This is a genomic window from Actinoplanes sp. ATCC 53533, assembly GCF_003947245.1.
The window spans coordinates 38,099-53,293 of sequence record NZ_QHHV01000172.1; the positions used below are offsets into that span (position 1 = coordinate 38,099).

General features: G+C 73.4%; 12 protein-coding genes. 6 read left to right on the forward strand and 6 right to left on the reverse strand.

All coding sequences use genetic code 11. From position 1 onward, the window contains the following. Positions 1–8: 8 nt before the first annotated feature. The 5 genes from DMB66_RS43330 to DMB66_RS43350 all read left to right on the forward strand — a co-directional run bounded on the left by DMB66_RS43330 (position 9) and on the right by DMB66_RS43350 (position 5,293). Positions 9–302: a sarcosine oxidase subunit delta gene (locus tag DMB66_RS43330; RefSeq protein WP_125809942.1), complete on the forward strand. Its 294-nt coding sequence runs from the start codon at positions 9–11 to the stop codon at positions 300–302. After that, positions 299–3,169, forward strand: a complete 2,871-nt coding sequence (locus DMB66_RS43335) for a sarcosine oxidase subunit alpha family protein (protein ID WP_125809943.1) — start codon at positions 299–301, stop codon at positions 3,167–3,169. Before DMB66_RS43330 ends, DMB66_RS43335 begins: the two co-directional genes overlap by 4 nt. Next, on the forward strand, positions 3,162–3,779 hold the full coding sequence (locus tag DMB66_RS43340) for a sarcosine oxidase subunit gamma (RefSeq protein WP_125809944.1): 618 nt from the start codon (positions 3,162–3,164) through the stop codon (positions 3,777–3,779). Before DMB66_RS43335 ends, DMB66_RS43340 begins: the two co-directional genes overlap by 8 nt. A gap of 183 nt (positions 3,780–3,962) precedes the next feature. Further along, on the forward strand, positions 3,963–4,403 hold the full coding sequence (locus tag DMB66_RS43345; RefSeq protein WP_199752964.1) for a SigE family RNA polymerase sigma factor: 441 nt from the start codon (positions 3,963–3,965) through the stop codon (positions 4,401–4,403). 26 nt (positions 4,404–4,429) lie between these two features. Then, complete coding sequence (locus DMB66_RS43350; RefSeq protein ID WP_125809945.1) at positions 4,430–5,293, forward strand: hypothetical protein; 864 nt, start codon at positions 4,430–4,432, stop codon at positions 5,291–5,293. Between the two features lie 18 nt (positions 5,294–5,311). Here DMB66_RS43350 and DMB66_RS43355 read toward each other — a convergent pair whose 3' ends face one another. Next, on the reverse strand, positions 5,312–6,772 hold the full coding sequence (locus tag DMB66_RS43355; RefSeq protein ID WP_125809946.1) for a YdiU family protein: 1,461 nt from the start codon (positions 6,770–6,772) through the stop codon (positions 5,312–5,314). Positions 6,773–6,923: 151 nt separating this feature from the next. Here DMB66_RS43355 and DMB66_RS43360 point away from each other — a divergent pair, with 151 nt between their 5' ends. Next, positions 6,924–9,752, forward strand: coding sequence for an aminotransferase class III-fold pyridoxal phosphate-dependent enzyme (locus DMB66_RS43360; protein ID WP_158647559.1), 2,829 nt, complete (start codon positions 6,924–6,926; stop codon positions 9,750–9,752). On the opposite strand, the gene DMB66_RS43365 is transcribed toward DMB66_RS43360, so the two are convergent. From DMB66_RS43365 to DMB66_RS43385, 5 genes are read right to left on the reverse strand one after another with little or no spacing between them, the layout of a single operon-like run. Beyond that, on the reverse strand, positions 9,746–10,630 hold the full coding sequence (locus tag DMB66_RS43365) for a MarR family winged helix-turn-helix transcriptional regulator (protein ID WP_125809948.1): 885 nt from the start codon (positions 10,628–10,630) through the stop codon (positions 9,746–9,748). The genes DMB66_RS43360 and DMB66_RS43365 overlap by 7 nt on opposite strands. A 33-nt stretch (positions 10,631–10,663) precedes the next feature. Beyond that, positions 10,664–11,443: an SGNH/GDSL hydrolase family protein gene (locus tag DMB66_RS43370; RefSeq protein ID WP_233625259.1), complete on the reverse strand. Its 780-nt coding sequence runs from the start codon at positions 11,441–11,443 to the stop codon at positions 10,664–10,666. A gap of 48 nt (positions 11,444–11,491) precedes the next feature. Further along, positions 11,492–12,160, reverse strand: a complete 669-nt coding sequence (locus DMB66_RS43375; protein WP_125809949.1) for an enoyl-CoA hydratase-related protein — start codon at positions 12,158–12,160, stop codon at positions 11,492–11,494. A gap of 15 nt (positions 12,161–12,175) precedes the next feature. Next, complete coding sequence (locus DMB66_RS43380) at positions 12,176–12,991, reverse strand: crotonase/enoyl-CoA hydratase family protein (protein ID WP_125809950.1); 816 nt, start codon at positions 12,989–12,991, stop codon at positions 12,176–12,178. A gap of 41 nt (positions 12,992–13,032) precedes the next feature. Next, on the reverse strand, positions 13,033–15,075 hold the full coding sequence (locus DMB66_RS43385; RefSeq protein WP_125809951.1) for an NADPH-dependent 2,4-dienoyl-CoA reductase: 2,043 nt from the start codon (positions 15,073–15,075) through the stop codon (positions 13,033–13,035). Between the last annotated feature and the right edge of the window lie 120 nt (positions 15,076–15,195).

Here is a 15,195-nt window from a genome sequence, read left to right on the forward strand (position 1 = left end):
AGTCACCGATGCTGCTGCTGACCTGCCCGTGGTGCGGGCCCCGGGACGAGACCGAGTATCACTACGGGGGACAGAGCCACGTCGCCTACCCCGGGAATCCCGCCGACCTGACCGACGCCGAGTGGGGTGAATACCTCTTCGTCCGGGACAACCCCAAGGGTCTGTCCGCCGAGCGGTGGGTGCACAGCATCGGCTGCCGACGCTGGTTCAACGTCGTGCGCGACACCGTGACGTACGCGGTCCTGGCGGTCTACGGGCCGCGGGATCCCCGTCCCAGCATCGCCTCGGGAGACCCGCGATGACCGCACAGTCCCACCGGTTGCCGGCCGGTGGCCGCATCGACCGTGACCGCGAGGTCCGGATCACGGTCGACGGCCGTGAGCTGCTCGCCCACCCCGGCGACACCGTCGCCTCCGCGATGCTCGCCCACGGGCTGGTCGAGGTCGGCCGCTCCATCTACCGGGACCGTCCGCGCGGGATCGTCGCGGCCGGCGTGGAGGAGCCGAACGCGCTGCTGCGGGTGCTCGGCCGCTGTTCGGAGTCGATGTTGCCGGCCACGACGGTGGCGGTTCGCGAGGGTCTCTCGGTCGAGACGCTCTCCGGGCCCGGCCGCCTGGATCCCACGCCGGACCCCGCGATCTACGACAAGAAGTTCGTGCACACCGACGTCCTCGTGGTCGGCGCCGGCCCGGCCGGACTGGCGGCGGCCTCCGCCGCCGCCCGCGGTGGGGCCCGGGTCGTGATCGTCGACGACCAGCCGGAGTGCGGCGGCTCGCTGCTGTCGGCGGGCACCGAGCGGATCGACGGCCGCCCGGCCGGGGAGTGGGTGGCCGGCGTGCGGGCGGAGCTCGCGGCCGCCGCCGAGGTCACGATGCTGCCGAGGACGACGGCGTTCGGTTCGTACGACGACAACTACGTCCTCGCCGTCGAGCACCGGACCGACCACCTCGACGCCGCGCCGGAGGGTGTTTCCCGGCAGCGGTGCTGGCACATCCGCGCCCGCCAGGTCGTGCTCGCGACCGGTGCCCACGAGCGGCCCCTGGTCTTCGCGGGCAACGACCGGCCGGGCGTGATGCTGGCCGGCGCCGTGCGCACCTACCTCAACCGGTACGCCGTGCGCCCCGCCGGCCGCGTCGTCGTCGCGACCACGAACGACAGCGCCTACGACCTGGTCACCGATCTGGTGGGCGCGGGCGTCGAGGTGGCGGCCGTCGTCGACGCGCGCCCCGGGGCGTCGGCCCGGGCGCTCGCCGCCCCGGTTCCGGTGCTGACCGGCAGCGTCGTCTGCGACACCGACGGCGACGGCCGGCTCACCGGCGTCGAGGTGGCCCGCCTCGGCGACGACGGGCTGCTGGCCGGCGACCGGGAGACCATCGCGTGCGACACCCTCGCCGTCTCCGGCGGCTGGAGTCCGGTCGTCCACCTGCACAGCCAGCGGCAGGGCCGGCTGACGTGGAGCGACGAGATCGCGGCGTTCGTGCCGCTCGGCGCGGTGGCCGACCAGTTCGTCGCCGGCGCGGCGGCCGGCGACTTCACGCTCGACGGGGCGCTGGCCGGCGGGAGCACGGCCGGCGCGACCGCCGCCTCCCGGGCCGGCTTCCCCACCGACGCCGAGGCGCCGCGGGGCGAAGGCGGTGGGCTGGGCGGCATCCGGCCGGTCTGGCTGGTGCCGGGCGCCGCGGGCGAGCCGGGGCAGTGGACCGGGCACTTCGTCGACCTGCAGCGGGATCAGACGGTCGCCGACGTGTGGCGCGCGACCGGCACCGGCATGCGCAGCGTCGAGCACATCAAGCGCTACACCTCGATCAGCACCGCCAACGACCAGGGTAAGACCTCCGCCGTCAACGCGATCGGCGTGATCGCCGCCGCCCTGGGCGGGGAGACCACGCCCGAGGCTGTGGGCGTCACGACGTTCCGCGCGCCGTACACGCCGGTGGCGTTCGCCGCCCTCGCCGGCCGGGAGCGGGGCGACCTGTTCGATCCCGCGCGCACCACGTCGCCGCACGCCTGGCACGTCGCGCACGGCGCGGAGTTCGAGATCGTCGGGCAGTGGCTGCGCCCGCGATACTTCCCGCGACCGGGCGAGACGATGGACGAAGCCGTCGCCCGCGAGTGCCGCGCGGCCCGGACCGGCGTGGCGATGATGGACGCGACCACCCTGGGCAAGATCGAGGTCGTCGGTGCCGACGCCGGGGAGTTCCTCAACCGGGTCTACACCAACGGCTTCAAGAAGCTCGCCGTCGGCTCGGCGAGGTACGGGGTCATGTGCGGCGCCGACGGGATGATCCTCGACGACGGGGTCGCGCTGCGGCTGGCCGAGGACCGCTACTTCCTGACCACCACGACCGGTGGCGCCGCCAAGGTGCTCGACTGGCTCGAGGAGTGGCTCCAGACCGAGTGGCCCGACCTCGACGTGCACTGCACGTCCGTGACCGAGCAGTGGACCACGATCGCCGTCGTCGGCCCGCGGTCGCGGGAGGTCGTCGCCCGGGTCGCGCCCGACGTCGACCTGGCCAACGACGCCTTCCCGTTCATGACCTTCCGGGAGACCGGCCTCGCCTCGGGCGTGCCCGCGCGGATCTGCCGCATCTCCTTCTCCGGCGAGCTCGCCTACGAGATCAACGTGGCCGGCTGGTACGGCCGGGCGGTCTGGGAGCAGGTGTACGCCGCGGGCGCCGAGCTCGGCATCACGCCGTACGGCACCGAGACGATGCACGTGCTGCGGGCCGAGAAGGGCTATCCGATCGTCGGGCAGGACACCGACGGCACGGTCACCCCGCAGGACGCCGGGATGGGGTGGGTGGTCTCGAAGGTCAAGGACTTCATCGGCAAGCGCTCGTTCGACCGGCTCGACACCGCCCGCCCCGACCGCAAGCACCTGGTCGGGTTGCTGCCGGTCGACGGCACGACCCGGCTCCCCGAGGGCACCCAGCTCGTCGCCGAAGGGGTGCCGATCACCCCGGCGGACGGCCCCGTCCCGATGCTCGGCCACGTCACCTCCAGCTACCACAGCGAGGCTCTCGGCCGGCCGTTCGCCCTCGGCCTGGTCGCCGGCGGCCGGGCCCGGATCGGCCAGACCGTCGTCGCCGCCGTGGGCGCCGCCCGGATACCGGTCCTCGTGGCCGGTCCGGTCCTGTACGACCCCGAAGGGAGCAAGCGTGATGGCTGAGCCGACGATGCTGCGCGAGAGCCCACTGGCCCACCTCGAGGGCACGATGCGTGCCACCCACGGCGGGGCGGTCGCCCTGCGCGAGATCGGGCTGCTGAGCATGATCAGCGTTCGCGTCGAGCCCGGCAGCGCGGCCGCGGCGCGGCTCGGCGACGCGATCGGCTGCCCGCTGCCCGCGGCCTGCGGCCAGACCTCCGCCGCCGGCGAGCACGACGTGCTCTGGCTCGGCCCCGACGAGTGGCTGGTGGTCTCGCGCCGGGACGAGCCGTCGACCCTCGCGGCCCTGCTCCACCAGGCGCTGGCGGGGGAACACGGGTCGGTCGTCGACGTGTCGGCCAACCGGACCGTCCTCGAGCTCAGCGGCGGCCGGGCCCGCGCGGTCCTGGAGAAGGGTTGCCCGGTCGACCTGCACCCCCGGGCGTTCTTCCCGGGCCGGGCGGTCACGACGACCGTGGGCCCGGTGCCGGTGGTCCTCTGGCAGACCGGGGCGGCCGGCTACCGGCTGCTGCCGCGGTCGTCGTTCGCCGACTACCTGGCCCGCTGGCTGCTCGACGCGATGACCGAGTATGCCGGCCCGCCGCGGGCCGGCCTCCCTACGGTCCCACGGTGACGCCGGGCGCGTTCGATCTGTGCTGACTCCCCGCCGCCCGGTCGGGTCCTGACAATTAGTGGCGCCCCGGTGCAACCCTTCGGCGGTCCGGACTCGTGCTTACCGGGACTGCACGGATAGGGGTGGGGATGAGCGATCGCGACGCGGCGTTCGCCGAGTACTTCGCGGCCCGGTCGGGGGCCGATGCGAGGGACGGCGTTTCTGCTCTGCGGGGACTGGCACCGGGCGGAGGACCTGGTCCAGACCGCGTTCACCAAGCTGTACACGCGCTGGAACCGGGTGGCGCGGCACGAGGCGCTGGACCCGTACGTCAGGCAGGCGCTGATCCGCACCTACATCGACGACGGCCGCCGGGGCTGGTGGCGGCGTGAGCGGCCGCAGGAGACGCCGATCGACCGGGCGGGCATGCCGGTGTCGGCCGACGACCGGCTGGTGTTGATGCGGGCCCTGGCCGAGGTGCCGCCCCGGCAGCGGGCGGTGCTGGTGCTGCGCTACTGGGAGGACATGTCGATCGAGGAGACCGCGGCGGTCCTGAGTTGCTCGCCCGGCACGGTCAAGAGCCAGGCCGCGCGTGGCCTGGACACCCTGCGAACGCTGATGTCCCACCCCGTCACCGCCGAATGACGAATGCGCCGGATGAGGAGAGCACCGTGAACGAGAACGATCTGCGCGAGGCGATGCGGGCCAGCCTGACCATCACCCCGCCACCGCCGATGGAGTCGGCGGCGGCCGTGACGGCCGGGCGCCGGGCGGTACGCCGGCGCACGACGCTGGCCGGCGCCGGGGTGGCCGCGGTGCTGGTCACGGCGACGGCCCTGGCCGTGAACCCGGGCCTGCGGCTGGTCGCGGGCGGCGACGGCGGCAACGCGCCCTGGGCCGGCCCCGGAGTCCCGTCGGCACACCCGACCCCGGCCGACGCCGGCGACCACACCAAGCCGGCCTGGCCGCTCGACGGCGACGGTCAGCCCCAGGAGGATGCCACCGCCCGCTCCGGCGAGCGCTACGAGCAGGGCAAGAAGCTGCTCGACGAGATCCTGGCCGTGGTGCCCGCCGGCTGGAGCAAGCCGACCGGCGAGACCGCCGACAAGATTCCGCTGCGGAGCCACCAGGCCGCGGTCGAGGGCGACAACTCCGGGAAGACCTGGGGATATCTGGCCAGCGCGGCGGTCGCCAAGGACGGCGGGACCGGACGGCTGCTGGCGGAGGTGCACACCAAGGACAACGGACTGCCGCAGGAGCCGTGCGAGCTGGCCCGGAGCTTCTGGACCATGGGTGGCGATTGCGAGATCGTCACGGTCGGCACGGCGAGGGTCGGCGTCGTGAAGTCCGGCGGCAGTGACAGCGGGATCGACCAGTGGGCGGCCTTCCGCCACTCGGACGGTGTCGTGGTCTACATGGCGCAGAGCCGCACGGCCTCGAACGGCGAGGCTAACCCGGGTTCGCTCACGAACCTGCCCCTGACCGTGCCGCAGCTAGCGGCGCTGGCCACCGACGCCCGCTTCCACCTCGGCTGAGACCGGCCGAGGCGAGCCTCAGGTGCCGCAGAAGGTCCGGTAGGCGCCGAAGTCCTCCGGCGCGGCGGCGGCGTAGCGCTCGAGACCCGGGCGCTCGTCGTAGGGGGCGGTGACCGCCTCCAGCAGCCGTTCGAACGGGTCCAGGTCGCCGTCCGTCGCGGCGGCGAGGGCCTGCTCGACGAGGTGGTTGCGGGGGATGTAGACGGGGTTGACCCGGTCCATCGCGTCGGCGTCCGGGCCCAGGGCCCGCCAGCGGGCCACCCAGCCGTCGATCGCGGCCAGGTCGACGAACAGGCGGCGGACGGGCTCGGCGGCGCCGCGGGCCGCGGTGGCGAGGGTACGGAAGAACGACGTGTGCTCGACGTGGTCGGCCCGCAGCAGGGTGAGCAGGTCGCCGGCCAGTGTGGCGACCACGGTGGCGTCGACGGCGCCGGGCAGGCCCAGCTTGGCTCGCATGCCGTCCGACCACGCGGTGTCGTACCGGGGGCGGAACCCGCCGAGCGACTCCACCGCGAGGGCGACGGCCCGTTCCTGGTCGTCGTCCAGCAGCGGCAGCAGGGCCTCGGCGAGCCGGGCCAGGTTCCACTCGGCGATGGCCGGCTGGTTGCCGTACGCGTATCGCCCGCCGTGGTCGATCGAGCTGTAGACCGTGGCCGGGTCGTAGGCCTCCATGAACGCGCACGGGCCGTAGTCGATGGTCTCGCCGGAGATGGTCATGTTGTCGGTGTTCATGACCCCGTGCACGAAGCCGACGAGCATCCACCGGGCCACCAGCGCCGCCTGGGCGGCGACGACCGCCTCGAACAGGGCGAGGTACGGCCGTTCGGCCCCGGCGGCGGCGGGGTGGTGCCGGGCGATCGCGTGGTCGGCGAGGCGGCGCAGCACGTCGGTGTCGCCGGTGGCCCGGGCGTACTGGAAGCTCCCGACGCGCAGGTGGCTGGCGGCCACCCGGGCGAGCACGGCGCCCGGCAACGGGGTCTCCCGGTGCACCGTGCGCCCGGTCGCCACCACGGCGAGGGCGCGGGTGGTGGGGATGCCGAGGGCGTGCATGGCCTGGCTGACGACGTACTCGCGCAGCATCGGGCCGACCGCGGCCAGACCGTCACCGCCACGCGCGAACGGCGTACGCCCGGAGCCCTTGAGATGCAGATCGCGGGACCGGCCGTCGGGGCCGGTGAGCTCACCGAGCAGCAGCGCGCGGCCGTCGCCGAGCCGGGGGGAGTAGCCGCCGAACTGGTGCCCGGCGTACGCCTGCGCGACCGGGGTGGCGCCGTCGGGGACGGCGGTGCCGAGCAGCAGGCGCACACCGTCGGGGCCGCGCAGCCGCGCCGGGTCGAGGCCCAGCTCGGCGGCGAGCGGCTCGTTGAGCACGAGCAGCCGCGGGTCGGGAGCCTCCTCGGCCCGCCAGGCGAGGGCGAGCTCCGGTAGCTCCCGCGCGAAGCGGTTGTCCAGGCTGAGGGCCGGCGGCGCGATGGTCACACCGTCGAGAGTAGGCCGAACCGGCGGAACGGGGCCTTGCGCCCTCCCGGAGGTCAGCGTCTTCGGGCCGAACGTCCGGTGCCGCAAAAAGGTGCATTCTGCGACATTTGTGGGCGGCGTAACGGGCATGTCCGGTGGTAAGGGATCGCATGTGAGTCAGCAGGCTGAAACGTACGAGACCTATGTCCGGCCCTGGCTCGGCGGGCTGCTGCGCTCGTTGCGGCTCGACGTCTCCTACACGCGTGCCGAGGGCAACTGGCTTTCCTGCGGGGACGGCTCGGGCCCGGCCCGGGTGCTCGACGCGGTGGGCGGGTACGGGGCGAACTTCTTCGGCCACTACCACCCGGCACTGACCGACCGGCTGGTGCGGCTCGTCGCCGGCCGCGTCCCGGTCCAGGCGCAGGGTTCGATCCGGTCCGTCACGGCGGACCTGGCCAGGGAGCTGTCGCGGCGCGTCGGCGGCGGGGTGGACGAGTACGTCGTCACGTTCGCCAGCACCGGCGCGGAGGCGGTCGAGGCGGCGGTCAAACACGCGGAGCTGGCCTGGCGGGAAGGCGTCGCGGAGCACCGGCAGCGGCTGGTCAAGAAGTCGGCGCAGCTGGTCCGCCAGCTGCCCGAGCTGGACGACGCCGCGCTGAGGGTGCTGCGGCAGCTCGGCTACACCGGCGACCGGCGGACCCGGGCCGCGCTCGACCACCTGATCGCCCTCAACGACCGGGCGGCCGCCGGCAGCCCCCAGTTCCTGGCCCTGGAGGGCGCGTTCCACGGCAAGACCATGGGCGCGGTCCAGCTGACCCATCACGACACCTACCGGGGACCCTTCGACCAGGGCTCGACCAGGTTCGTCAGCGGCCCGGCGGCGCTGGCCGAGCAGCTGCGGGCCTGCCGGCGCACGCGGTACGAGGTCACGGTGTCGGGATCCGCGCTGGTGATCACGAGCCGGTCCTTCTCGGCCGCAGCCGCGTTCTTCGTCGAGCCGATCCAGGGTGAGGGCGGCATCCGGGTCCTCACCCCGCGGCGCCTGCGGGAGCTCGCGGCGGCCGCTCGCGCCGAGGGCGTCCCGCTGGTGCTGGACGAGATCCAGTCCGGCATGGGCCGCACCGGCAGCTTCTGCTTCAGCGAGCAGTCCGGGGTCCGCGGCGACTACGTCCTGCTCGCCAAGAGCCTCGGCGGCGGCCTGGTGAAGATCGGCGCCCTGCTCGTCCGGCGGGAGCGGTACCGGCACCGGTTCGGTGAGATCCACAGTTCCACGTTCGCCGAGGACGATCTGAGCGCGGGCGTCGCCCTGGAGGCCCTGCGGGTGCTCGACAGCGAGGGACTGATGACCCGGGCCGCGGCGACCGGCAGGTGGCTGCGCGAGCAGCTGGAACAGCTGCGCCGTCGCTATCCCGGGGTGCTCGCGGAGATCCGCGGGGCGGGCCTGATGATCGGCGTCGAGTTCGCCGGCCAGTCCGCGAGCCCGTCGCGGGCGATCCGGCTGCTCGACGCGCAGCGGCTGCTGGGCTACGCGCTGACCGGCTATCTGCTGCACGAGCACGGGGTGCGGGTCGCACCCACCCTCTCGAACCCCAACACCCTGCGCCTCGAACCCGCCGCGACGCTGTCCCTGGAGGAGGGCGCGCTGCTGCTGCGGGCGCTGGAATCGGCGTGCGAGGTGATCCACAAGGCCAACGCCTACCGGCTGACGCGGTTCATCGTGGGCGCCACCGGCGGGTCGCGCGTCGCGGACTACCGGCGGGACCTCGGCTGGGACGCCCACGACCCGTCGTTGCCGCAGGTGGCCTTCGTCGGTCACTTCATCACCACCTCGGACATGGCGCTCTGGGACCCGAGCTTCGAGCTGTTCACGAGCGCGGAACTCGTCGACTACCTCGAGCGGGTGGGCCCCTACCTGAAGGCGGAGCTCACCGATCGCCGCACCGTCGTCTCCGGCACCGGCGCCAAGGTCCAGCTGAACTTCCTGGGCGTGCTGGCCTCGTCGCGCCAGATGAGCCGGAGCATCTTCGGCGACGGCACCCGGACCCGGGCGATGATCTCCGAAGCCGTCCAGGAGTCTGCCGCCGCCGGCTGCGTCGCCCTGGGCCTGGGCGGCTACAACTCCATCGTGACGGCGAACGCCCAGTCCCTGCCGCCCGACCACCTGGCGCTGACCACCGGCAACGCGTTGACCGTCGGCATGGGCCTGCGCGCCGTCGAGCGGGCGGCGGCCGAGCGGGGGATCCCGCTGGAGAGCGCCCGGTTCGCCGCGGTCGGTGCCAACGGCAACATCGCCAGCATCTACAGCGAGCTGATGTCCGACCGGGTGCCGAGCCTGCTGCTGATCGGGCGGCCCGGCCGGGAAGAGGCGATCTTCAAGGCGGCCCGGCGGGTCTACGCCCGCGCCCTGAAGCGCATCGACGCCGCCCGTGCGGCGGATCGCACCGCCGGCCTGCGGGGCCTGGCCGGCAGCATCTTCCGCCATCCGTCCTTCCAGGCCCTGGCGGACCGGACGTGGCCCGGCACCGAGGACGACATCCGGCGGCTGCACGACGCCCTGACCGCCGGTCCCGGGGAAGCCCCGCTGAGCATCGCGACCGATCTCGGTGGCCTGGCGCGGGCGAACCTGGTGCTGGCCGCCAGCAACTCGCCCGATCCGCTCATCTTCGCCGGGATGCTGGGCCCGCAGCCGGTGGTCATCTGCGATATCTCGGTCCCGATGGACACCGACGCCTCGGTGCGGGCGCGGCGCCCCGACGTCACGGTCATCCAGGGCGGCGTGGTGCGCCTGCCCGCCAACCCCGACTTCGTCATCGGCGGGATCCCGCTGGAGCCCGGGCTCTCCTTCGCCTGCATGGCCGAGACGGTGCTGCTGGGCCTGGAAGGCATCCGCACCCACTACAGCTACGGCCAGATCTCCGCGGATCAGGTGGAGACGATCTCCGCGGTCGCGGAGAAACACGGCTTCGTCCTGGGCCGGCCCCGCCTCGAAAGCAGCTACTGAGTCAGGCGCTTGGCGAAGGCGAGCTGGTTGTAGGGCGACCGGTCGTAGGGCTCGATCTCCTCGTAGCCGCTCGCGCGGTACAGCGCGATCGCCTCGGTCAGGGCACGGTGAGTGCCCAGGCACAGGGTCGTGACGGCGTGGGCGGCCGCCTCCGCCTCCAGGCTGTCCAGCAGCCGGCGGCCGAGCCCCAGCCCGCGCGCCGGCCCGGCCACCCACAGGTGGCGGATCTCGGCGGTCCGGTCGCCGAGCCGCCGCCAGGCGCCGCAGCCGACGGGCTGGTCCTCCTCGTACGCGACCAGCAAGCCTCCGGCGTCCCCGGTCAGCTCGCCGGGGTCCACCAGGGCCGCGTCGTCGTACCCCTCCGGGAAGCGGACGGCGAGCTCCGCGGCGTACGCCCGCAGGCATCGCCGGGCGTCGGCGGAGCCGGCGGCGGCACCGCGCACCGTCACGGCGGCCAGCCGGAGCAGCCGCCGGATCCGGTCCTGGGCGTCGATCAGCTGCCGGCGCTGGCCGGCCGAGAGCCGCCCCAGCAGCTCGCTGATCCCGGCCCGCGAGCGGGCGTCGAGGTCGGCGCGCTCGCGTTGGCCGGCGTCGGTCAGCTCGGCGATCCGGACCCGCCCGTCGGCCGGGTGGGCGCGGGTGCGGACGAGATCCTGCTCCTGCAGCGAGCGCAGCAGCCGGCTCAGATAGCCGGAGTCCAGGCCGAGGCGGGCGCGCAGGTCGCGGACGTCGGCCCGGTCGCCGATCTCGAAGAGCAGCCGGGCCTCGCTCAGCGGGCGGTCCTGGCCGAGATACCGATCGGTCAGCACGCCCAGGCGGCGCGTGTAGTACCGGTTGAAGTCGCGAACCGTCTCGACCTGCTCGATGGCGGGGTCCATCGGCCGATGCTACCGCGAGATCTCTGACCTAGGTCAGAGATTTTCCTCGACGGGCGCCAGGGCGGGGCGCTTCGCGGTACGGCCGTCTCCCGAGGAACGACCGCGCAGGCGCCGGAGGAGCCACGGCCCGACGAAGCTCGCGACCCAGTGCGCCTCGCCAACCGCGCGCCGCCATGCCGCGGGTCTCCGCTGTGGCGCGAGTGGACTCATCCACTGGGGGTCGTTGCCCGGCAGGTCCAGCGCGTGACCGACGGCGGCGGCGAGCCGGGTGTGGCCGAGCGTGTTCAGGTGCAACCGGTCCGGGCTCCACAACCGCGCATCCGTGCAGACCGGGTGCGCGGACAGATCCACCACGGTGGCCCCGTGCCGGCCGGCGGCCTCCCGGACGTGCGCGTTGAGGTCCTGTGCGCGTTTCGCGAGCCCGCGTGCGGCCGGCACCAGCACCGAGGGGTCGGGCAGGGCGAAGGTGACGACGTGCGCGCCGAGACCGGTCAGCGCCGCGACCATGCGCTCCTGGTGGCCGGCCACCTCGGCGGCGTCGAACCGGGGCCGGAGCAGGTCGTTCATCCCGGCCAGCACGGTGACCAGGTCGGGGCGCAGGCTGAGCGCCACGGGGAGCTGCTCCGCGTGCACCTCCTGGGTGAGCCGGCCCCGGACCGCGAGGTTGGCGTAGTGCACGCGCGGGTCCGCGGCCGCCAGCTGTACGGCGAGGCGGTCCGCCCAGCCGCGGTAGCCGCGTACCTCGTCGCCGTCGTTCATTCCCTCGGTCTGGCTGTCCCCGAGTGCTACGTAACGCAGATATGCGCCTGTCACTACCGCTCCTTGGTGAGCATCTGTCGGTCCGGCCAGGCGGGTGGCTCGTCAGCCGACCGGGCCCTTGTCGCTGCGCAGAGTGTCCAGGACGGAGGCGTACATCCGGGCCTTGATGGTGCCGAGCGTGGTGCCGGCCGTGCTCACCTGCGACTGGGCGATCTCCATCGCGGTCGCCCGCACCGCGTCCTCGCCGACCGCCCGGTCGACGATGGCGGCGGCGAGGGCATCGGCGCCGGGGTAGCGGCGCGCGGTGGTCATCGCCTCGTGCGCCGCCTGCGGGGTCAGCCGGGCCTGGATCAGCGCGGACATGCCCGCGGTGAACGGGATGTCGATGGCGGCCTCGGGCAGGCACCAGTAGCCGCGGTCGGCGCGCATCACCCGGAAGTCGTGTGCCAGGGAGAACATCGCCCCGGCGGCGAAGGTGTGCCCCTGCAGGGCGGCCACGGTGATCACCGGCAGCGCCAGCATCCGGGCCAGGAGTTCGTGGACGCTCACGACGTAGGCCTGGTACTGGTCGCCGTGCGCGAGCAGCCACTCCAGGTCCAGGCCGTTGGAGTAGAACTTGCCGGTCGCGGTGGTCACCAGGGCGCCGGAGCCGGCCTTCTCCACCTCGTCCAGCGCGCCGTTGACGGCGGCGATCCAGTCCGGATGGAAGCGGTTCTCGGTGTCACCGAGGTCCAGCACGAAGACGTCGTCCTGCTGCGCGAGGGTGGGCATGGGGAGCTCCGTTTCTCACCGGTTGACGGTGCGGCGGGTGAATTCGGGTGCGGTCCTGGCGGCGTTCGCCGTACGGGCGATCTTGTGGTTGGCGCCGAGCAGGAGCCGCAGCTGATAGCGGCTCTCCAGGCGCATCGCGCGCCACGGCGCGGCCGGCCACGCCTTGTGGAACAGCAGTTTCGTCGCGGCGATCGAGTCGGGCGAGCGGGCCACGAGCTGGTGCGCGAGTGCCATGGCCGCCGCGTGCGGGTCGGCGGAGACGTCGGTGACCAGGCCCAGCTCGCGGGCGCGGGCGCCGTCGAAGACCTCGCCGGTCATGGTCAGCCGCTTGGCGACGTCCATCGGCAGCAGCTCGCGCAGGCTGACCGTGCCGCTCATGTCCGGCACCAGGCCCCACTTGGCTTCCATGATGGAGAACTGGCAGTCCGGGGTGGTGAACCGGAAGTCGGCGCCGAGCGCGAGTTGCAGCCCGCCGCCGAAGCAGTGTCCCCGGATCACCGCGAGCACCGGGACGGGCAGCCGCCGCCACGCCCGGCAGGCCTCCTGGTAGAGGTTGGTGGAGCGCCACGGCGGTCGCACGAAGTTGATCATCATGCGGGCGGGCTGCCGGGCCACCGAGGCGAAGTCGAGCCCGGCGGAGAAGCTGGTGCCGTCGCCGGTGAGGATCACCGCCCGGACGCCGCCGGCCCGGCGCAGCTGCCGGGCGGCGTCGACCAGTGCCCGCATCATGTCAAGATCGAGGGCGTTGAGCTTGTCGGCGCGGTTGAGCGCGACCTTGGCGACCGGCCCGTCGATCGTGGTCACGACCCGGTCCGGGTTGGCTGCGGGCATGGGTGTTCGTGCCTCTCTGGTCGGTCGTGCCTGGCCGGTGGTCAGATCGTGAGCGTCGCGTGGGTGCCCTGGGAGATGGCGCGTTTCGCGTCGAGCTCGGCGGCGACGTCCGCGCCACCGACGACCCGGGCGGGAAGGTCGGCCGCGCGCAGCTCGTCGTAGAGCTCGCGGCGCGCCTCCTGGCCGGCGCAGATGACCACGTCGTCGACCGCCAGCAGCCGGGCCGTGCCGCCGACGGTGAGGTGCACCCCGCCGTCGTCGATCCGGTCATAGCTGACGCCCGCGATGAACTCGACGCCGCGGGCCTTGAGGGCGGCCCGGTGCACCCATCCGGTCGTCTTCGCCAGCCCGGCGCCGATCCTGCCGGTCTTGCGCTGCAGGAGATACACCTGCCGCGGCGGGGTCGGCCCGGACGGCGGGACCAATCCACCGGGGTACGCGCCGGTGTCGTCGACACCCCACTCGCGCATCCACTCCGCCACGGGCTGGGGCGTGCCGAGGATCCCGGCATGGGTGAGGAACTCGCACATGTCGAAGCCGATGCCGCCGGCGCCGACGACGGCGACGCGGGGCCCGACGGTGACCGCGCCGGTGAGCACGTCGGGGTAGCTGTGCACGTTGGGGCGGTCGCTGCCGGGGATGGTCACCGCTCGCGGGGTGACTCCGGTGGCGACGATGATCTCGTCCCATCCGCCGTCGCTGAACTGCGCGAGCGTGGCGGCCTGGCCGAGTCGCACTTCGACACCGAGGGTCCGCAGGCGGCGGGTGAAGTACCGCAGGGTCTCGCCGAACTCCTCCTTGCCGGGGACGCGCCGGGCGAGCTGGAACTGCCCGCCGATCGTGGCGGAGCCCTCGAACAGGGTGACCTGATGTCCTCGTTCGGCGGCGGTGGTCGCGGCGGCGAGGCCGGCGGGCCCGGCGCCCACGACGGCGACGCGTTTGACCCGCCGAGCCGGGCGCAGGATCAGTTTCGTCTCGTGGGCAGCCCGGGGATTCACCAGGCAGCTGACCGTCTTGTGCGCGAACGTGTGGTCCAGGCACGCCTGGTTGCAGGCGATGCAGGTGTTGATCTCGTCGGCGCGGCCGGCCGCCGTCTTCGCCACCCAGTCGGGATCGGCGAGCAACGGCCGCGCCATGGAGATCATGTCCGCGTCGCCGCGCGCCAGGACCTCCTCCGCGGTCTCCGGCATGTTGATCCGGTTGGAGGCCACGACCGGCAGGGCCACCGCGCGGCGCAGCCGTCCGGTGATCGCGGTGAACGCGGCGCGGGGGACCGACGTGACGATGGTGGGGATGCGGGCTTCGTGCCAGCCGATGCCGGTGTTGATGAGGGTGGCGCCGGAGGCCTCGATCTCCTGGCCGAGGGCGACCGTGTCCGGCCAGGACTGACCCCGTTCGACGAGGTCGAGCAGGGACATCCGGTAGATGATCATGAAGTCGTCGCCCACCGCGGCGCGGGTCCTGCGGACGATCTCGGTGGCGAACCGGCGGCGTTTGGCCGCGGTGCCGCCCCACGCGTCGTCGCGGCGGTTCACCCGCTCGGCGAGGAACTGATTGATCAGATAGCCCTCGGAGCCCATGATCTCCACGCCGTCGTAGCCGGCCGCCCGGGCCAGCACCGCGGCGTGCGCGAAGTCGTCGACGGTCCGGGCGACCGTGCGGGCGGTCATGGCCCGGGCGCGGAACGGGGTGATCGGTGACTTCGACGCAGACGCGGTCGCGCTGAACGGGTGGTAGCTGTAGCGCCCGGCGTGCAGCAGTTGCAGCGCGATCCGGCCGCCGCCGGCGTGCACCGCCTCGGTGATGCCGCGGTGGCGGCGCACCTCGCGGCGGTTGGTCATCTTCCCGGCGAGCGGGAGCAGCCAGCCGGTGCGGTTCGGGGCGTAGCCGCCGGTGATGATCAGGCCGACCCCGCCGCGGGCGCGTTCGGCGTAGAACTCGGCGAGCCGTCCGGCGTGCCGGGGGCGGTCCTCCAGGCCGGTGTGCATCGAGCCCATCAGGACGCGGTTCGGCAGCGTGAGGAAGCCGAGATCGAGGGGCGCGAGCAGATGCGGAAAACGTGCCGCCGCGAGGTCCGCAGCCATGGTTTCTCCTGTCCGAGCCGGGGGCCCGGCAACACCCTACTCACCGGTAACTAATTGCTATGGCATGGTACATAGCCCGCTCGGCGCGGGCAAGGGTGGACTAATTCCTACTAGGCACAT